Below are 18,856 nucleotides of genomic sequence, written 5' to 3'. Positions count from 1 at the left end.
CACGATCAGTACTCGCCGCCGCCGACGGGCGTATCGACGGCCTCCACGGTCACCGACAGTTTGCGGCCGCCTCGACCGCTCCAGCACACCACCTGCCCGATGCTGGCGCCGACCAGCGCCGTTCCCATCGGCGTCAGCACCGAAATCCGGTTTTCGGCAATATCGGCGTCGCCGGGATAGACCAGCGTAATGTGCTTGATATCACCGCTTTCGCCGCGAACCGTGACCGTCGATCCCATTCGTACTACGTCGGTCGGCATTGCCTCCGCTTCCGTGATCACCGCCCGGTCCAGCTCCGCGAGCAACTCTTCAGCCGTCTCGGGCGCGCGGTCGAGCAAGGTGCTCGCCAGACCGGTCAACCTGTCATGGTCGGTGTCGCTGATCAGAATCTGGGCGGATGGACGCAGTCCCGTTGCATGTTGCATGACAAACCTCATGGATCGGCGCATCGAACAGATGCGCGCTTGCCGCCGCGCTGACGGCGGCCTGATGAAAGCCGGCAGCCGCGGAAAGCGGTGCGGCTTGATGGCGATGGGTGGATGTATGGATGCCCCGGGACGGACGAACGCCGGAAGGCGGCCGCGCCGGGGCTACGATCCCGCGATCGGGCAGACCCTGAACAAGGTTCTGATATAAGCGAGGTTGCTCATGCGCCGAACCTTGCCGACAGGCGTCCGCTTGTCAAGCGCGGCCAAACCGCTCAACCGCCAACATAGCGCCGGTGGAAGCGCGTGCCGAGACTGGCCAGGATTTCATAGCCGATGGTGCCGGCATGGCCGGCGGCGTCGTCGACGCTTTGCGAAGGGCCGAGCAGTTCGACGAGATCCCCTTCGCGAAGCTTGCCGGGCGGCAGGGCGGAAATGTCGAGAATGATCGAATCCATCGACACGCGCCCGAGGAAGGGCAGGCGCGCGCCCTCGAACCAGGCGGCGGACGCTGACCGGCGCAACCAGCCATCCGCATAGCCGAACGAGATGGTCGCCAGGCTGAGCGGCCCTTCCGCATGATGGGTGTGGCCATAGCCGATGCCCGTGCCCTGTTCCACGCAGCGCGTCTGCGCCACCTTGGCCTGCAGCCGCACCACCGGCAGCATCGGGTTGGGTTCGGCAGGCGTCGGATTGATGCCGTAGAGCGCGGCGCCAGGGCGGGCGAGATCATAGTGGTAGGACGGCCCGAGGAAGACGCCGGAGGAATTGGCGAGCGAGGCGGGCGCCTCGGGCAGCATGGCGCGCAGCCGCTCAAAGGCTAACCGCTGCTGTTCATTGGCGGGATGGTCAGGCTCGTCGGCGCAGGCCAGGTGGCTCATCACATATCTGACGTCGATGCAGTCAAACGCGGTGGCATCACCGGCCATCGCCTCGACTTCGGCTGGTGCCATGCCAAGCCGCGACATGCCGCTGTCGACCTGGATGGCGGCCGGAAGTTTTCGGCCAACGCGATGTGCCGCCGCGCGCCAGGCTTTCAACTGCGCGCCACTGTTGACGACCGCGCAGAGATCGGACGCGACCGCTTCCGGCTCGGAGCCCGGCGGCAGTCCGTTCAGCACGTGGATCTCAGGTCCGGCCCCGATCGCCTTCCGGAGCGCGATGCCTTCGGCCAGCAGCGCGACGAAGAAGACGTCACAGCCTTCTCTCGCCAGCGCCGATGCCACTTGGCTCGCGCCGAGACCGTAGCCGTCGGCCTTGACCACGCCGGCGCAGCGCACGCCGCCCAGCCTTGCCTTCAGCCGCCGGTGGTTTTCGCGGATCGCACTGAGATCGATGGTGAGAATGGCCCCGGCCGCCGCCTCGCTTACGGCAGCGCCATCATCAGGCAGCAATCTTGTGGGGGCGTCGTTCATGGCGACCCTCCTTGTAGCGGATAAGATATCAATAGGACCGCTGGGCCGACACGGCAACAGCGGCCCTCGAACCACGGCCGACGCGCGATATACTAGGGAACCAGATGCCGGAACGCCGCCACCACATCTTCATAGACCTGACGCTTGAACGGCACGATAAGGTCGGGAAGGTCCTGCATCGGCCGCCACGACCACTTGTCGAATTCGGCGGTGTGGCCGCCCGGCGGCGGGTTGATCTGGATCTCGCTGGTATCGCCATGGAAGCGGAAGGCGAACCATTTTTGCGTCTGGCCGCGATACCTGCCCTTGAAGGCGATACCGACGAGGTGGTCCGGCAGATCGTAGTTGATCCAGTCCGGCGCTTCGGCCAGCATCGAGACGCTGCGCATGCCGGTCTCCTCATAGAGCTCCCGCTCCGCCGCCTGCAGCGGCTCCTCGCCCATGTCGATGCCGCCTTGCGGCATCTGCCAGAGCTGCGTGGTACCAGCGAATTCGCTGTCGGGTTCGGCAATGCGATGCCCGACCCAGACCAGCCCCTCGCCATTGAGGATCATCAACCCGACACAGGGGCGATAGGGCAGCGTTTCGCGGTCGACTTTTTTGGCCATAGGTGAGGTTCCAGCCGTTTTGAGAATTCGCTCTGGTGAGGCAGGTGGCGAGTGATTTCGAGAACCGGAGCGGAGCGTACTTAAAGTACGCGAGCACCGGAAGCGCGGAAAGCGCCGCCAGATGCCCGCCCGAGTGGAATTATCAAGACGGCTGTTAACCTTTTTGTGGATCGACGGCCACCGCTGAAATCGGCACGATCTCGATGCCGCGCTTCTTGGCCTCGGCCACCCATGACGACACCGTGTCGACCGTCAGGTCGAAAGCCGAGCCGATGCCGACGGCCGTGCCCTTGGCACGCGCGGTCGCTTCGAGACTGTCGAGCTTCTTCAGGATGGCGCCGCGATCCTGCACCGCGTCGATCACCGTGTCGCCGGCGACGAAAGGCACGCCATCCTTCAGCGCCACGTCTGGCGCCAGGCTGCGCGCCGACGAGCCATCGTCGATATAGGCGAGGCCCCTTTTGCCGAGCTCGGCCATGAACGGCTGCATCGCCGCCGCGTCGGAGGAAAACCGCGCGCCCATATAGTTCATGACGCCGGTATAGTTCGTCGTGCGCGACAGCGCCCAGTGCAGGTTTTTCAGATTCTCGTCGGGGGTCGCCGCCACCGTCAGCGTGTTGCGGCCGGGGTTGACGTTGGGATAGTCGAACGGTTCGAGCGGCACCTGCATGACGATCTCATGGCCGCTCTGCCTCGCTGCCTGCATCCAGCGGCCGATGCTGTTGCCCTGTGGCGCGAAGGCCAGCGTCACTTCCGCCGGCAGCCTGGCAATGGCCGCCTGGGTGCCGGTCTGTGAAACCGCGAGCCCGCCGATGACGATTGCCACACGTGCGCCGCGTGTGCCGGACCATGGCCGCGCATAAACGTCGAACGGCCGCCGGCCATCGGCGGAGCGCATCGGCAAGGGTCCGGTTTCACTGGTTTCTATCAGCGCCCTGTCGGGAATATGCGCGATCTTGAGGTTCTGGCCGACGGTCGACGGATCGCGAATGACGATTGCCGCCTTGGGTGGGCCATCGCCTTCTTCCGTCTGCACATGGATGATCTGCGGACCGCCCGTCTTCGCCGGCGTCTCCACTTTTGGCATCGCCGCCGGGGCCAATGCGGGAGACGACGCGGTCGGCTCGGCCGCCGCCGTCACTTTCGGTGTCGAAACGGCGACTTCCTGCGGTTTTCGAAACGGCTTTTCCCTGAGCGCGATCGCGGCCGAGACGCCGACCACGGCCAGCACGACCGCGCTCGCCGCGATCACGCCTACGCTGATCTTGCCGGCGGCACGCGGCGCCCGGACAGTCTGTCCAAGCGGGCGTTCGATGTCCTTGCCGATATCAGCCAAGCCCTGTCCCCGGTGCACGGTTCCGAAGACGACCCCCTTCGGCAACAGATGCACGAAATCATCAATCCTGGCGCCCGCCTGGCGCTGTATCTGGAGGCCTGGTCCTGCCCCCGAATCAAACTGCCGGAACCTTTCGGTCCCGGCAGCATCGCATTGCTTCGTTCAACCGGCCAGACCGGTTGCCGGCCTTACTGGTTGAGCACGGCCTTTTCCGGATTGGGCGGGAAGGACGGATCGGTCTTCTGGCCGCGCAGCAGCTGCTCGGCATAGATGAGCTGCAGGTCGTTCTTCGGATCCGGCGGCACATAGGCTGCGGAACCGGAGCCGGTCTTGCTCTCGTCGGCACCCTTGATATGGCCCTTGAGATCGGATTCGCCGCGCGTCAGGTCCCTGCCCTGCAGTTCCGGCGGCAGCGGCTGGTCTACCTTGATGTCTGGCGTGATGCCCTTGCCCTGGATCGATTTGCCCGACGGCGTGTAATAGAGCGCCGTCGTCAGCCTGAGCGCGCCATTCTCGCCGAGCGGGATGATGGTCTGCACCGAGCCCTTGCCGAAGGACTGCGTGCCGACCACCGTGACGCGGCGCAAGTCCTGCAGCGCGCCGGCGACGATTTCCGAAGCGCTGGCCGAGCCGCCATTGACGAGCACGATCATCGGCTTGCCGTTGATGTCGTCGGTCTGCTTCGGCTTGGCGTCGAAGCGGGTGACGTCCTTCGGATCGCGGCCGCGCGTCGAGACGATCTCGCCGCGCTTCAGGAAGGCATCCGACACGCTCACCGCCTGGTCGAGCAAGCCGCCCGGATTGAGGCGCAGGTCGAGCACATAGCCCTTGAGCTTGTCGTCCGGCACCTGCTTCTTGATGGTGTCGATGGCGTTCTCGAGGTCGTCATAGGTCTTTTCGGTGAAGGAGGTGATCTTCATGTAACCGATGTCGTTCTCGACCCGGAACTTGACCGCCTTGACCTTGATGATGTCGCGCACCACCGTCAGTTCGATCGGCTTGTCGGCGCCCTGGCGCAGGATGGTGAGCTTGATCGGCGTGTTGACCAGGCCGCGCATCTTGTCGACCGCGTCGTTGAGCGTCAGGCCGCGAACCTCCTCGCCGTCGATCTTGGCGATATAGTCGCCGGCCAGCACGCCCGCCTTGGCAGCCGGCGTGTCGTCGATCGGCGTGATCACCTTGACCAAGTCGTTCTCCATGGTGACCTCGATGCCGAGGCCGCCGAACTCGCCCTTGGTCTGCACGCGCATGTCCTGCGCCTGCTCGGCGTTCATGTAGGAGGAATGCGGGTCTAGCGAGGAAAGCATGCCGTTGATGGCGTTCTCGACCAGCGACTTGTCGTCGGGCGGGGTCACATACTGCGCCCGCACCCGCTCGAAGATGTCGCCGAAGATCGCCAGTTGCTTGTAGGTCTCCGACCCTGCAGCGTTCGCCGCCGAGCCGGGTGCGCCATAGACAAGGCTCATGGCGGAGGCGCCCATCAGCGCACCGGCAATCAGAAGCGACAGTTTCCGCATCATTTCACGTCCTTCCAGAAAAACGGTCCGCCCACCATGGGGCCGGATCGACGGGTTTTCCATCCTTGCGGAACTCGACATAGAGTTCCGGCGTGGCATTTCCATTCTTCGAAACCGAGGTGCTTGCCACCCGGGCTTCTCCCATCGCACCGACCGGCTCTCCTGCGAGCACTGACTGGCCAGTCGCGACGCTGATTCTGCTCATCCCAGCCAGGACGACATGATAACCGTCGCCGGCATTGAGGATCAAGAGCTGACCATAGGAGCGAAACGGCCCCGCATAAAGCACATTCCCATCCGCCGGCGCGGTAACGATGGCTCCCGATTGTGTCGCAACCATGTCCCCAAGCATCAAGGCGCCGTTACCGTCGTCGACGCCGAAACGGCGTTTGATGCGGCCGGTGACCGGCAAGGCGATCTGTCCCTGCAGTGCCGAGAAAGGCGTCGCCGCGGTCAACCTGTTGCCTTCGGGAACCGGCAGCGATGCCGTCTGGTCGCCACCGGGCTCGGTGCCCCCGGTCTTTGCCGCATCGGCTGCCTTCGCGGCATCCGCGGCCTTGCGGTTCTTGTCGGCCTGCGCCTCGAGCGAAGCGATCAGATCCTTCAGGCTGCTGGCCTTGGCCGCCAACTGCTCGGAACGCTGCTGTTCGGCCGCCATCTGCGCCTTCGTGTCGGCCTCGAGCTTCTGCTTGGCCTCCAGCAGCATGCCGAGCCGCTTCTTCTCCGCCGCCTGGTCGCCGACCGCTGCCGTCAGCCGCGTCCGCTCGGCCTCGATCGACGCCGTCACCCGGGTCTGCTCCTTGAGGTCGGCCAGCAGCGCATCGGTCTGCTGGCGCAATTCCGGCACCACGGCGCCGAGCAGGATGGCGCTGCGCACCGACGACAGCGCGTCCTCCGGCTTGACCAGGATCGCCGGCGGCGGATTGAGCCCCATGCGCTGCAGGGCGCCCAGCACTTCGGCCAGCACGTCGCGCCGCGCCGCCAGTGAAGCGCGGATCTTCTGTTGCTGGCCCTTCAGCCCTTCCAGCTTGGCGCCGATGTCCTCGATGTCCTGGCCAAGCTTCTGTTCGGTCATCGCAGACTGAATGAGCGCGGCGGTGATCGAGGCGTGGTCCTTCTTGACCGTGGCGATATCGGCGGCGAGCTTCGCCAGCCGTTCCGACGACAGCGTTATTTCCTTGGAAACCTGCTCGTATTCGGCGCGGCTCTGGTCCGGATCGGGCGCCATGTCGAGCGTGTTCTCGGCCCGCACCGCATGGAGCGACAGAAGCACCGCCGCCGCCGCGATACCGCAGCGCGCGCGCCAGGAGCTCCCGGTCGATGAGCCCGTCGTCGATTTCCAGCCTTCAGACATTCGCGATCGATTCTATCCGCGGCTTCGTTAACGAATCATCAACCATGTTAGCGCCTGTCGCCCAAAGGGTTCGCAATAACACCCTGCAAAGCGAAGGCAGCCCCAAAATGAATTTTACGCGGCATTGGGGCTAAATTCGGTGCGACCCGGCGGCTTTCAGGATCTGTGATAGGGATGGCCCGACAGGATCGTCGCCACCCTGTAGAGTTGTTCGCCCAGCATCACGCGCACCAGCTGATGCGGCCAGGTGAGCGCCCCGAACGACAGCACCAGCTCGGCTTGGTCACGCAGCGGCGGATCGTGGCCGTCGGCGCCGCCAATGGCGAGCACCAGCGCCTTGCGTCCGCCGTCGCGCAACTGTCCGATACGGCCGGCGAAATCCTGCGAGGACAGGCTCTTGCCTCTTTCATCGAGCAGGATCAATGCCGTGCCTGGCTGCAGCTGCGCCTGCAGGCGCGAGCCTTCGTCGCGCTGCCGCTCGCTGGCGCTCTGCGCGCGGCCCTCGGCGATCTCGGTGATGCCGGCGAATTCGAGCCCCACGGCGGGTCCGCTCTTGGCGAAGCGCTCGAAATAGCGGTCGGCCAACTCCCGCTCGGGGCCGGTTTTCATTCGGCCCACGGCATGAACTGAAATCTTCATCCTCGCCTCTATAAGCCGCTAGTGCATGTCACCCAAGGGTGGGAGCCGGTTTTTCGGCATGGCATGCATCAACAAAGGCGGCCTAGTGGAGGGTCTCTTCCTCGAGGTCCGGCGCCTGCCACATCTTTTCGAGATTGTAGAATTCGCGGACTTCGGGGCGGAAGACATGGACGATGATATCGCCAGAATCGATCAGGACCCAGTCGGCACCGGACAATCCCTCGACGCGCGCAGTGCCGAGGCCGGCATCCTTGAGCGCCTTGAGGAGATGATCGGCGACAGCCGCGACATGACGGTGCGATCGGCCCGACGCGACGACCATGTAGTCGCCGAGGCTCGATTTCCCCTGAATGTCGATTGAGACAATATTTTCGGCCTTGGAGTCTTCCAGACTGGCAAGGACTGTCTTGATGGCGCGGGACACGGCGTCGTCTACGCTGATCCTGGCCGGCGAAGGCATGATATCGGCCTTCTTCCGCAGTGCTGTTCTCAGTGTATTTCCTTTCGCAGCAAGAACAACCAAATCACCCCTTGAAGCAGGTGACACCTCTTAGATAGGCAGAGTTCCGTTGCAGTTTCAAGACGGAGCCCCAACTCACGCGAACTCGCCGACTGGTATATTGTTCCACGCGAGACGCAGAAACATCGGAACCCAGGCGTTCCGCAGCGGTTATCGGCTGACCGACCAACCGGAATCCCGCCATGCCGATCGACCCGCAAAACACCCTTCTCACCGTCCAGACCGGCCTCGCACAGCTGAGTACGCTGATCGTTTCCTATTCCTTCTCCGCCATCGGCGCCGTCATCCTCCTGGTGGTCGGCTACATCGTTGCCAACCTTGCCGAGCGCTCGATCTCGGCTGGCCTCGGCCATATCCACGGTTTCGACGCGACGCTGCGGCATTTCTTTTCCAAGATCGTCCGCTACGCCATCCTGATCCTCGTCGTCATTATGGTGCTCGGCCAGTTCGGCGTGCAGACCGCATCGATCATCGCCGCGATCGGCGCCATCGGCCTGGCCATCGGTCTCGCCCTGCAAGGCACGCTGCAGAACATCGCCGCCGGCATCATGCTTCTGGCGCTGCGGCCGTTCCGCATCGGCGAATCGGTCGAGGTCGGCGCCATTGCCGGTTCGGTCGAGGAAATCGGCCTCTTCGCCACCAAGCTCAGGACCGCCGACGGCGTCTACATACTGGCGCCCAATTCGACGCTGTGGAACCAACCGGTACGCAATTTCACCCGTAATGGCGTGCGTCGCACCGACATCACGCTCAGCATCGGCTCCTGGAACGACATAGACGGCGCGCAGAAGACATTGCTTGGCATTGCCGGCGCCGAGAAGCGCATCCGCCGCGAACCGGCGCCGATCGCCTTCGTGGGCGCACTCGGCGATACGACCGTTTCGCTCACCTTGCGCTACTGGACCGCGGCGGCGGACTATTTCGCCACCCAGATCGATATGACCAAACGCGCCAAGCAGGCCTTCGACAGTGAAGGCATCTCCATCCCGCTGCCACCCCCGGAAGCACCGTCGCCCGAGACCCGCAAGCAGTAATCAACCGCCTCTGCGGCGGGCCTCTTCGTCCGGCGCGAAGGCGAGTTCCACCGGCAACGGTGCTTGCGCCGACATCGGCGCGAAACTGCCCGTGGCGGCCGCCGGAACGGGCCGCACCGCGATCACCCGCCACAACACGAACAGGCAGAATGCCGAGGCGATGACGATGCCGACATAGATGAAGGTTGCCGTGCCGAAGACGGCGGAAAGCGCCGTGACGATGCCCGGCACGATGAAGCCGGCGAGCGACCAGGCAAACAGCATCGAGCTCGACAGGGCAAGCAGTTCATCCTTCCTGGCGCGGTCGGCGGCATGCGCGCTGGAGAGCGCGTAGATCGATTCCGCCGCCCCGTCCCAGATCAGGTAGATCACCAAAAGGGCCATCAGCGCACCGCCGTCGAAGGCTACGGCCAGCGCGCTGGCGAAGACCGCGAGCGACGCGGCGCCGGCAAGCACGTAACGCCGATCGGTGCGGTCGGAAAGCCAGCCAAGCGGTATCTGCAGGATCAGCGTGCCGACCGGCATTGCCGACAACAGCAGCGCCACGTCGGCCTGGCTATAACCCTTGGCCGTGGCATGGATGGGGGCGAAGCCGGAAATGATCATCGACAGGCCGCCGACCGCCAGCATGCCGGCGACCCCGACCGGTGAAATCCGCCAGGCCCGGCGCAGCGCCACCGAAGCAGCCTGCGGCGCCGGCGGCTGGGCAAGGCGCGTCATGCCGACAGGCAGGATCGACAGAGCGGTGAAGGTAATGCCGATCAACGACGCGGCGGCCGTGTGGATGTCGATGACGGCAAGCGTCGCATAGCCGACGCCAAGGCCGGCAACGTAGGCGACGTAGAACACCGCCATCACCCGGCCGCGTATGGCGTTCGGCAGCGCGTCGTTGAGCCAGCTCTGCGCGACGATGAACAGCCCGCATATGGCAAAGCCGTAAAGCGCGCGCGCCACGATCCACAGCAGCGGATGCGGCCCGGCGCCGATGGCGACATTGGACAGCGCGATCAGTGCCGACAGCACCATGAAGGCGCGTGCGTGGCCGACCCTGCGCACCAGCGGGCCGGTCAGGATACAGCCAGCGAGGCCGCCGGCCGACAGGCCGGTGACGATCAGCCCTGCCCAGACCGGGTCGAACCCCTCCACGCCGAGCCGGACGGGGATATAGGCGAACATCAGCCCGTTGCCGATGGCAACCAAGGCCATCGACACGATGACGCTGGCAATCGCGATCAGCGGCGTGGGTGCACTGCCCTGTTCGGGATCGATTGCAGGATGGGTTTTGGTTTGAACCGCCATGGCTGATCAGCATCGCCCATCGGTCAGGCGGACGCCGCTGTAAAAACGACGTGGCCGGATGGGCGAGATGCTCAACCCTTCGTCATTTTCCGGATCGCCGTCGACGACAGCGAGGAACGCGGACCGTGGATGAAGGTCCAGGCCGGCGCCTTCATGCGGGCGAGCAGCGGCGCGTCGCCCTCGTCGATGCGGGCGTAGTCGAAGGTCTTGGCAACCACCGACGACAGGAACGACAGCGTGGCGCCCGGACGATCGATGACCGCGATCGGAAAGGTGAGCACAATCTCGCGCCATCGCTGCCAGTGATGGAAATCGCGCAAACTATCCGCGCCCATGATCCAGACGAAGTCGACGCCGGGATTGCGCGCCTTGACCAGAGCCAGCGTGTCGGCGGTGTAGCGCACATTGTGTGCCGCCTCCAAGGCGGTGACCTTGATCTTCGGGTTCCTGGCGATCTTCTCCGACAGCTGCAGCCGTTCGGCCAGCGGTGCCAACTCGCGTGCGCTCTTCAACGGATTGCCCGGGGTTACCATCCACCACAGCTGGTCGAGCGCCAGGCGCCGCAAAGCGATTTCGGCAACCAGCGCATGGCCGGCATGCGGCGGGTTGAACGAGCCGCCGAACAGGCCGACGGCGAGACCTTTTTCGGCGTGCGGCATCTTGAGGTAGGCGGACGAGACCGTGGGCTGGGGAGACGAAAGCATGGTGCTAGGCGCCCCCCTCTGCCCTGCCGGGCATCTCCCCCGCAAGGGAGGAGATTGGCAGTTTGATCGCAGCCGCGGATCTTGCAACGTCCACAATCAGCGAAACCGGAAATGCCAGCCGATCTCCCCCCTTGAGGGGGGCAAGGAGTGGTCCGAGAAGAGGACGGAAAGCCAGTTGCCTGGCTTTCTGAATAACAAACGCCCGGAGCGACAGCGAAGGGCCGGGTCCGGCAGGACTGAGGGGGGTGCCTGGGCGCAAAGTTTCAGACCTGGTGGGCGAAAGACATCAAGGCCTCACCTGTCCTGATCCGCGCACCCGGTATTTGAACGAGGTCAGCTGCTCAACGCCGACCGGTCCGCGCGCATGCATCTTGCCGGTGGCGATGCCGATCTCGGCGCCCATGCCGAACTCGCCGCCATCCGCGAACTGCGTCGAGGCGTTGTGCAGCAGGATCGCCGAATCGATCTCGTTGAAGAACCGTTCGACGGCCTTCGCGTCCTCGGCGACGATCGCCTCGGTGTGGTGCGAGGAGAATGTCTCGATATGATCGATCGCACCGCCGATGCCGTCGACCAGCTTCACCGCGATGATGGCGTCGAGATATTCCGTCACCCAGTCGGAATCGGTCGCCGGCCTGGCGTCGGAGGAGATTTTCAACACCTCGGCATCGGCATGAATTTCACAGCCGGCGGCGCGCAGCGCGTCGAGGATCGGCACCAGATGAGTGGTGGCGATGGCGCGGTCGATCAGCAGCGTTTCCGCGGCACCGCAGACACCCGTGCGCCGCATCTTGGCGTTGACCGCGATCCGCACCGCCATGTCGAGCTCGGCTGAGCGGTCGATATAGAGATGGCAGATGCCTTCGAGATGGGCAAAGACCGGCACTCGCGCCTCGCTCTGCACCCGCCCGACAAGGCTTTTGCCGCCGCGCGGAATGATGACGTCGAGATTGCCGCCAAGCCCCTTGAGCATTTCGCCGACCGCGGCGCGGTCCGTGGTCGGCACCAGCTGGATGGCATCCTCGGGCAGACCGGCCGCCTTCAGTCCCTCGACCAGGCAGGCATGGATCGCCGAGGAGGAATTGAGCGAATCCGAACCGCCGCGCAAGATCACCGGATTGCCGGCCTTGAGGCAAAGCGCACCGGCATCGGCCGTCACGTTCGGCCGGCTTTCATAGATGACGCCGACGACACCAAGCGGCGTACGCACGCGCTCGATATGCAAACCGTTCGGCCGCTCCCACGCGGCGATGATATCGCCAATCGGATCCTTGAGCCCGGCAATTTCGCGAATGCCGTCCGCCATGGCGCGGATGCGCGCCGGATCGAGCTTCAGCCGGTCCATGAAGGATGCGGATAATCCCGATTGCTCGCCGTTCAGGACGTCGATGGCATTGGCATCGAGAATGTCCCGTTCCCGGGCGACGATTGCCTCGGCCATGGCGGCAAGCGCGGCGTTCTTGGCGGCGGTGGTGGCGATGGCCAGCGGTCGGGCGGCAGCGCGGGCGCGGCGGCCGATATCGGCCATCAGCGCCACGGTGTCATCCCCGGATTTTTCATGCAGCTTCAGCATGGCTCATCCTCCGCTTATGTCGCCTTCAGCCCGCACTTGGTCACTGGCCTGTACTTGGTCACTAGAATGACTCACCACAAGATCGTCGCGGTGGATCATCGCCGAACGCGCCTCGTAACCGAGCACCGTCTCGATCTCGGCCGTCTTCAGGCCTGCGATCCTTACGGCATCGGCGGCATCGTAGGCAACCAGCCCGCGCGCGATCTCGCGGCCCTCGGGCGACAGGATCGCCACCGTGTCGCCGCGCGAGAAATTGCCGCTGACCAGTTTGACGCCGGCCGGCAGCAGCGATTTTCCCGAAATGAGCGCGCCGATGGCGCCGGCATCGACCGTCAGCCGCCCGGCCGGCTCCAGCTGGCCGGCGATCCAGGTCTTGTAGCCTTTGACAGGATTGGTGCTCGGCTTGAAGAAGGTGGCGCGCTCGCCGCGTTCGATCGCCATCAGCGGCGACAGCCTAGTGCCCGAGGTGATGATCATCGCGGTGCCGGCGGCGGTGGCGATCTTGCCGGCATCGAGTTTCGTGCGCATGCCGCCGCGCGACAGCTCGGACGCGGCGGCTCCCGCCATCGCCTCGATATCAGGCGTGATGCGGTCGACCACCGGGATGAACTTGGCTTGCGGGTCGCGGGCCGGCGGCGCGGTGTAGAGCCCGTCAATGTCGGACAGCAGCACCAGAAGGTCCGCGCCCATCATCGTCGCCACGCGGGCGGCCAGCCGGTCATTGTCGCCATAGCGGATTTCGGAGGTCGCCACCGTGTCGTTCTCGTTGATGACCGGCACCGCCTTCATCTTGAGCAGCGTCGAGATCGTCGCGCGTGCGTTGAGGTAGCGGCGGCGCTCCTCGGTGTCGCCGAGCGTCAAAAGGATCTGGCCCGACTTCAGGGCGCCTTTGCCGAGTGCGTCCGACCAGGCGCCGGCCAGCGCGATCTGGCCGACGGCGGCCGCCGCCTGGCTTTCCTCGAGCTTCAGCGCACGCTTGCCGAGGCCAAGTATGGTGCGGCCAAGCGCGATGGCGCCCGACGATACGACCAGGATCTCGGCACCGCCATTGGCAAGCACGGCGATATCGTCGGCGAGCGAGTCGAGCCAGTCGCGCTTCAGGCCGCTCGCCCGGTCGACGAGCAGCGCCGAGCCGATCTTAACGGTGATGCGCCGGTATTTCCTGAGCGACTGCATGGCCTACTTTTCCCAGCGCGTCTCGACCGGGGCGGCAATTTGCGCGCGGGCTTCGGCGATCACCGCCATCAGCGCGCGCTGCACCGCCTCGACGCCCTCACCGGTGACAGCGGACAGCAGCATCGGCGCTCGCCCGGCGGCGCGCTTCAATGAGGCGACCTTCTTCTTGCGCGCGTCGGCGTCGAGCGTGTCGACCTGGCTCAGCGCCAGGATCTCGACCTTGTCGGTCAGTCCGTGGCCATAGGCTTCAAGTTCGGCGCGCACGGTCTTGTAGGCCTTGCCCGGATTTTCTTCCTGCGCCGAAACCAGATGCAGCAGCACACGCGTGCGCTCGACATGGCCAAGGAAGCGGTCGCCGATGCCGACGCCTTCATGCGCGCCTTCAATCAGACCCGGGATATCGGCGATGACGAATTCGCGCGCGTCGATGCGCGCGACGCCGAGGCCCGGATGCAGCGTCGTGAACGGATAGTCGGCGATCTTCGGCTTGGCCGCGGTGACGGCGGCGAGGAACGTCGACTTACCGGCATTGGGCAGCCCGACCAGGCCGGCATCGGCGATCAGCTTGAGCCGCAACCAGATGTTGAGCTCCTCGCCCGGCAGGCCGGGATTGGCCCGGCGCGGCGCCTGGTTGGTCGAGGTCTTGAAATGCTGGTTGCCGAAGCCGCCATTGCCGCCCTTGGCGAGCAGGAAGCGCTGGCCGACCACGGTCATGTCGCAGATCATCGTTTCGTTGTCTTCCTCGAAGACCTGCGTTCCGGCCGGCACTTTCAACGTGACGTCGGCGCCCTTGGCACCGGTCATGTTGCGGCCCATGCCGTGGACGCCGGTCTTGGCCTTGAAATGCTGCTGGTAGCGATAGTCGATCAGCGTGTTCAGCCCGTTGACCGCTTCCAGCCAGACATCGCCGCCACGGCCGCCGTCGCCGCCATCCGGTCCGCCGAATTCGATGAATTTTTCGCGCCGGAACGACACCGAACCGGCGCCGCCGTCGCCGGAGCGGACATAGACCTTGGCTTGATCGAGAAATTTCATGGGATCGCAGTTTCTTTTATTGGCCTTGCGGCATTGCTCTAAACCTTGGGCCTTGCTCTAAACCAAGGCGCGGCGAAGGGCGAGGCCGTTTTATGACGATGGCCGGCGTGGGGTTGGCCGGAGAGATTGCGGCATGAAGCTTGTAACCTACAACATCCAATACGGCATCGGTCTCGATGGGCGCTACGATGTCGGACGTATTACCGATGCCGTGCGCGGCGCCGACGTGATCGCCCTGCAGGAGGTCACCCGCAACAACCCCAGGAACGGCAGCCGCGACATGGTCGCCGAGATCGGCGAGGCGCTGCCCGAATATTTCGCCGTCTACGGCAGCAATTTCGAGGCCAATATCGGCTCGCGCATCGAGGACGGCCGCGCCATCACCACCACCTTCCAGCTCGGCAATATGGTCCTGTCGAAAACGCCAATTCATCTGTCGCGCAACCTGCTTTTGCCGCGCAGCCGCAGCTTCGAGATGATGAACTTCCAGCGCGGCGCGCTGGAAGCGCTGATCGAGACGCCGCTTGGTTTCATCCGCTTCTATTCCATCCATCTCGATCACCGCAGTCCGGTCGAACGCGCCAGCCAGATCCAGTTCCTGCGCCGGCGCCTGTTGAACTATGCGCTCGAAGGCGGCGCGCTGTCCGGCGTGGCCGAGATCGGCCTGCCGGAATTGCCGCATCCGGAAGCCTTTGTCGGCATGGGCGATTTCAACATGCTGGCCGGGTCGCCCGAATATGTCGAACTCGCCGGCCGGCCGGACCATGAATTCGGCATGCCGCTGACCGCCGACTTCGCCGTCGATGCCGCCATGCGCCTTGATATCGCCGGCGACGATCTCGTCTCCTGGGTCGATCCCAAGGACCCCGCCAACGCCAGCCGCCACAAGCGCATCGACTACATCTTCACCAGCGCGTCGCTGGCCCGCTCGCTGAAGCGCCTGTGGGTCGACCGGAAGGCGAGCGGTTCGGACCACCTGCCGGTCTGGGTCGAGCTGGGTTGAGCCCAGTCCAGCCCGGCACCCTTGGTATCGAGCTGGACCCCCGATGTGTGTTGAGATTCAGGTCAGGCCGAGCCGAAAACATTGGTTTTCGAGAACCGGAGCGGAGCGTACTTTTCGTACGCGAGCACCGGAAGCGCAGAAAATCAACGTTTGCAGGCCGGCCTCACCTGAATATCAGCACACATCAAAAATGCACCCAGTTGCGCAGGCTGGTCCAGGTCTTCCTGTCGAGCCGGTAGCGCTCGACCGGCACCTGGCCGGCGACGATCGAGTTCAGCATGCCCTGGCCGGCATACTGGAAGCCGCACTTGTGGATCACCCGGCGTGAGGCCGGGTTGATGACCCGCGTCGAGGCATGCAGCACCTGGATCGAGGTGCTCTGGAAAGCGAGATCGACCAGCGCGTGAGCTGCTTCGGTCGCATAGCCGCGCTTCCAGTGGGGCTCGCCGATCCAGTAGCCGAGCTCCAGCCCGCGATCGGTGGTGTTCAGCCCGGCGCAGCCGACGAAAGTGTCGGTGCCGGCCAGCGTCAGCGCATAGGCAATGCCGGCGCGGCGTGACTTGGTCATGGCGAGGAAAGCGCGAGCCTCGGCTTCGCCATAGGGGTGCGGCATGCGCGCCAGCATTTCGGCGACGTGACGGTTATCGGCAAGCTCGACCAGTTGCGCGATATCCCGCTCGTCTGGAGCCCGCATCACCAGCCGCTCGGTGACCAGCACCGGGCAATCTATCGCGTAACTTTCGTCTTCTGAGTCTTCCGCTTCGGCAACCATTTCAAAGTCCTCCAGGCAAAAGAAAAGGGAGATGGAAACCCATCTCCCCTGATCCTTTTCCTGGCTTTGCCAGACACCGGTCCCGAGATGGGCGCCGGTGTTCTAGTGCGGAACCGGCTACTCCGCGGCTTTGGTAATCGGATTGACCGATACGTAGGTTCGGCCGTTGGCTTTTTTGTTGAACGTCACGGCGCCTGTTTCGAGCGCGAAAAGGGTGTGGTCCGTGCCCATGCCGACATTGACGCCGGGATGCCAGGTGGTGCCGCGTTGACGAATGATGATGTTGCCCGGGATGACGGCTTCGCCGCCGAACTTCTTCACGCCCAGACGCTTGGAATGCGAGTCGCGACCGTTGCGCGACGAGCCGCCAGCTTTCTTGTGTGCCATCTAACTAACTCCGTTGCGCCGCGAGGCGCCTAAAAGGCCTTATGAACGCGTTCGCGTTCCGTTTCAAGTCCGATCCGGCGACCTAATCGCCAGAAAATTACTTCGCGGCCAATTCCTTGGCCTGTTCGCGCCAGTCCTTGATCTGGTCGGCGCTGAAGGGCATGTGCTCGTCGATCTTGGCGACATCCTTGTCAGACAGCTTGGCGAGCTGCGCGAAGGTGATGATGCCCTGCTCGGCGAGATCCTTGGCGGCGACCGGGCCGATGCCCTTGATCACGGTCAGGTCGTCCGGCTCGCCCTTCGGCGCCTTGAACAGCGGCGCGGCCGCGGTCTCGGCTGCCTTGGCCTTGGGCTCCTTCTTCGGCGCGGCTTCCGCCTTTGCTTCGGTGGCTGCTTCTCCCTTGGCTTCCTTCTTCGGCGCCTTGACCGCTGCCGTCTTCGTCGGCTTGGCGCCACCCAGCAGGATCTCGGAGATCCGCACGGTGGTCAAAAGCTGGCGATGGCCGATCTTGCGGCGCGAATTCTGGCGGCGGCGCTTCTTGAAAGCGATGACCGTGCGGTTCTTGCCCTGCTCGACGACTTCGGCGGTGACCAGAGCGCCATCGACGAACGGCGCGCCGAACGTGACATTCTCGCCCTCGCCATGCGCGAGCACGTGGCCGATCTCGACGATGTCGCCGACATTGGCTTCGACTTTTTCGATCTTCAGGAGATCGTTGGCGGCAACGCGATACTGCTTACCGCCCGTTTTAATGACTGCGAACATTTTTTGCCTTTCGCTGTTCGGTCGGCCTTGATGAACCGCCTCTGGCGGTTCGGCCGTCTTTTTGTCAGTCTGCGGGTTCAAAAGACAAGCGGCGCGGAAGAACCCTCCACGCCGATTGCGCGCTGTCCCTAACCGAAGGTTGAGTGGGAGTCAAGGCAAGTAGCCCTTGCCGAGACTGTTATTGGCCGCTCGGCGATGCAGCCAGGGCAAGCGGCTCCGGCGAAAACGACGGCAGGGCATACGCACCCGGAAAACCCGGTGACGACAGCGACGACTGCCAAGGCCACCAATGCCGCACCCCGCCGATGAGCGGCGGACGCCACCTTGACGCCACTGCCTGAACCCACTGCCTGAACCCACTGCTTGTCCGGCAAGCCAAATATCGCTGGATTTGGCCTTGTAACCTGCCCGTTCAGCCGTTATCTAGTGCGCCGCGCCGGCAACGGCCGACCATGACCGCGGAGAGGTGGCAGAGTGGTCGAATGCACCGCACTCGAAATGCGGCATGGGTGCAAGCCCATCGGGGGTTCGAATCCCTCCCTCTCCGCCAGAAATCTTATAACCGCCTGGTTTCATAGCGCTTTTAGGGACGGAATTTAGGCGGTTCTCCGGCCCGGTACAGAAACCTGGACCAGAATGGAGGACGGCGTGCCCAGATCCACGCCCGTGTCGTCAGGCGACGCCAGACGACTGCACGCGCATGAGATCAAGTTCTCGCTGCGGACAGCGGCCTAAGCAGCGCACTGGATATGCACCTGCTGGGATTGCCCCGCATGCCGGACCTGACCTCCGAACAAATATGCGACCTCATAAGGGGCTACTTTGAGCATGCTCTCGGCCTATCGATTTGGCTTCATCGCATTGGACCCACGCCAAAGGCCGGCAATGGCACGCCAATCGCCCATGTTGCACGGCATTCCAATCCATCAGCCCACCTTGACCAAGGCCGCCCAAAACGAAATCACCTTGGTGTAGCCGCCATTTTGGGACGTTGGTTCTGTTAGTCGGGCGCAATCCCGGCGCGCCCAGTCCATTTCGGTCTGCCGTCAGCTTGCACTCCGTGCCACGGCGCCTCGCCATCTCGGAAGCGGACGCGCGCTCGGCCGCGGTGAGGTGGCGCTTGAGTATTCAAGGAGGCAGGCGAGATTTTTCTCGGCGCCATTGGCGCGCATCAAGCCGGGGCGTCGGTCCGAGGTCTCAATATCGGCGAACTCTGTCGCCGTAGGTGCAAGCGGAGCACAAGGCAGAACCCCTATGTCAGCCTGATCACTTTACCCGTTGCGTCCAGGTGGC

18 protein-coding genes and 1 tRNA gene are annotated in these 18,856 nt (G+C 64.3%); 3 read left to right on the top strand and 16 right to left on the bottom strand.

Annotation, left to right across the window (positions count from 1 at the left end; translation table 11 throughout):
* Positions 1–5: 5 nt before the first annotated feature.
* The 8 genes from rnk to rsfS all read right to left on the bottom strand — a co-directional run bounded on the left by rnk (position 6) and on the right by rsfS (position 7,754).
* A complete protein-coding gene (gene rnk, locus O7A61_RS05125) occupies positions 6–425 on the bottom strand; it encodes a nucleoside diphosphate kinase regulator (RefSeq protein WP_337128812.1) in 420 nt (139 codons plus the stop codon).
* A 275-nt stretch (positions 426–700) separates the two neighbouring features.
* The gene (gene alr / locus O7A61_RS05120; RefSeq protein WP_337128809.1) at positions 701–1,840 is read right to left on the bottom strand and encodes an alanine racemase; all 1,140 of its coding nucleotides are present in this window, start codon (positions 1,838–1,840) and stop codon (positions 701–703) included.
* 92 nt (positions 1,841–1,932) lie between these two features.
* On the bottom strand, positions 1,933–2,448 hold the full coding sequence (locus O7A61_RS05115) for an RNA pyrophosphohydrolase (protein ID WP_140509947.1): 516 nt from the start codon (positions 2,446–2,448) through the stop codon (positions 1,933–1,935).
* 154 nt (positions 2,449–2,602) lie between these two features.
* Entirely contained in the window at positions 2,603–3,784 is a 1,182-nt protein-coding gene (locus O7A61_RS05110; RefSeq protein WP_337128806.1) for a divergent polysaccharide deacetylase family protein, read from the bottom strand.
* A 188-nt stretch (positions 3,785–3,972) separates the two neighbouring features.
* On the bottom strand, positions 3,973–5,304 hold the full coding sequence (locus O7A61_RS05105) for a S41 family peptidase (RefSeq protein ID WP_027141729.1): 1,332 nt from the start codon (positions 5,302–5,304) through the stop codon (positions 3,973–3,975).
* A 1-nt stretch (position 5,305) separates the two neighbouring features.
* Entirely contained in the window at positions 5,306–6,655 is a 1,350-nt protein-coding gene (locus O7A61_RS05100; RefSeq protein ID WP_337105636.1) for a murein hydrolase activator EnvC family protein, read from the bottom strand.
* Between the two features lie 156 nt (positions 6,656–6,811).
* Positions 6,812–7,294, bottom strand: a complete 483-nt coding sequence (gene rlmH, locus O7A61_RS05095; RefSeq protein ID WP_337128804.1) for a 23S rRNA (pseudouridine(1915)-N(3))-methyltransferase RlmH — start codon at positions 7,292–7,294, stop codon at positions 6,812–6,814.
* A gap of 82 nt (positions 7,295–7,376) precedes the next feature.
* The gene (gene rsfS, locus O7A61_RS05090) at positions 7,377–7,754 is read right to left on the bottom strand and encodes a ribosome silencing factor (protein ID WP_015315198.1); all 378 of its coding nucleotides are present in this window, start codon (positions 7,752–7,754) and stop codon (positions 7,377–7,379) included.
* A 242-nt stretch (positions 7,755–7,996) separates the two neighbouring features.
* Here rsfS and O7A61_RS05085 point away from each other — a divergent pair, with 242 nt between their 5' ends.
* On the top strand, positions 7,997–8,848 hold the full coding sequence (locus O7A61_RS05085) for a mechanosensitive ion channel family protein (RefSeq protein WP_337128801.1): 852 nt from the start codon (positions 7,997–7,999) through the stop codon (positions 8,846–8,848).
* Here the strand turns inward: O7A61_RS05085 and O7A61_RS05080 are convergent, their stop codons facing one another.
* The 5 genes from O7A61_RS05080 to obgE all read right to left on the bottom strand — a co-directional run bounded on the left by O7A61_RS05080 (position 8,849) and on the right by obgE (position 14,635).
* Positions 8,849–10,147 carry an MFS transporter gene (locus tag O7A61_RS05080; protein ID WP_337128798.1) on the bottom strand — a complete coding sequence of 433 codons (1,299 nt, stop codon included), beginning with the start codon at positions 10,145–10,147 and terminating at the stop codon, positions 8,849–8,851.
* A gap of 71 nt (positions 10,148–10,218) precedes the next feature.
* Positions 10,219–10,806 carry a nicotinate-nucleotide adenylyltransferase gene (locus O7A61_RS05075; protein WP_337128883.1) on the bottom strand — a complete coding sequence of 196 codons (588 nt, stop codon included), beginning with the start codon at positions 10,804–10,806 and terminating at the stop codon, positions 10,219–10,221.
* Positions 10,807–11,137: 331 nt separating this feature from the next.
* On the bottom strand, positions 11,138–12,424 hold the full coding sequence (locus tag O7A61_RS05070) for a glutamate-5-semialdehyde dehydrogenase (RefSeq protein WP_337128795.1): 1,287 nt from the start codon (positions 12,422–12,424) through the stop codon (positions 11,138–11,140).
* 3 nt (positions 12,425–12,427) lie between these two features.
* Positions 12,428–13,600 carry a glutamate 5-kinase gene (gene proB, locus O7A61_RS05065; RefSeq protein ID WP_337128792.1) on the bottom strand — a complete coding sequence of 391 codons (1,173 nt, stop codon included), beginning with the start codon at positions 13,598–13,600 and terminating at the stop codon, positions 12,428–12,430.
* Between the two features lie 3 nt (positions 13,601–13,603).
* Complete coding sequence (gene obgE / locus O7A61_RS05060) at positions 13,604–14,635, bottom strand: GTPase ObgE (protein ID WP_027141722.1); 1,032 nt, start codon at positions 14,633–14,635, stop codon at positions 13,604–13,606.
* 133 nt (positions 14,636–14,768) lie between these two features.
* On the opposite strand from obgE, the gene O7A61_RS05055 reads away from it, so the two are divergent.
* Positions 14,769–15,638, top strand: coding sequence for an endonuclease/exonuclease/phosphatase family protein (locus O7A61_RS05055; RefSeq protein WP_337128790.1), 870 nt, complete (start codon positions 14,769–14,771; stop codon positions 15,636–15,638).
* Positions 15,639–15,822: 184 nt separating this feature from the next.
* Here O7A61_RS05055 and O7A61_RS05050 read toward each other — a convergent pair whose 3' ends face one another.
* The 3 genes from O7A61_RS05050 to O7A61_RS05040 form a co-directional block, all read right to left on the bottom strand.
* Positions 15,823–16,410 carry a GNAT family N-acetyltransferase gene (locus O7A61_RS05050; protein WP_140509963.1) on the bottom strand — a complete coding sequence of 196 codons (588 nt, stop codon included), beginning with the start codon at positions 16,408–16,410 and terminating at the stop codon, positions 15,823–15,825.
* A gap of 117 nt (positions 16,411–16,527) precedes the next feature.
* On the bottom strand, positions 16,528–16,797 hold the full coding sequence (gene rpmA, locus O7A61_RS05045; protein ID WP_015315190.1) for a 50S ribosomal protein L27: 270 nt from the start codon (positions 16,795–16,797) through the stop codon (positions 16,528–16,530).
* Between the two features lie 97 nt (positions 16,798–16,894).
* Positions 16,895–17,563: a 50S ribosomal protein L21 gene (locus O7A61_RS05040; protein ID WP_337128788.1), complete on the bottom strand. Its 669-nt coding sequence runs from the start codon at positions 17,561–17,563 to the stop codon at positions 16,895–16,897.
* Between the two features lie 460 nt (positions 17,564–18,023).
* Here O7A61_RS05040 and O7A61_RS05035 point away from each other — a divergent pair.
* Positions 18,024–18,113: transfer RNA gene (locus O7A61_RS05035), tRNA-Ser, on the top strand.
* Positions 18,114–18,856: the final 743 nt, after the last annotated feature.

Origin of the sequence: Mesorhizobium sp. Cs1321R2N1 (assembly GCF_037179725.1) — a bacterium.
In the GTDB taxonomy this organism is placed as follows: Bacteria; Pseudomonadota; Alphaproteobacteria; order Rhizobiales; family Rhizobiaceae; genus Mesorhizobium; species Mesorhizobium salmacidum.
Note: the sequence above shows the minus strand (reverse complement) of the source record. Positions and strands in the feature narration are given on the sequence as shown.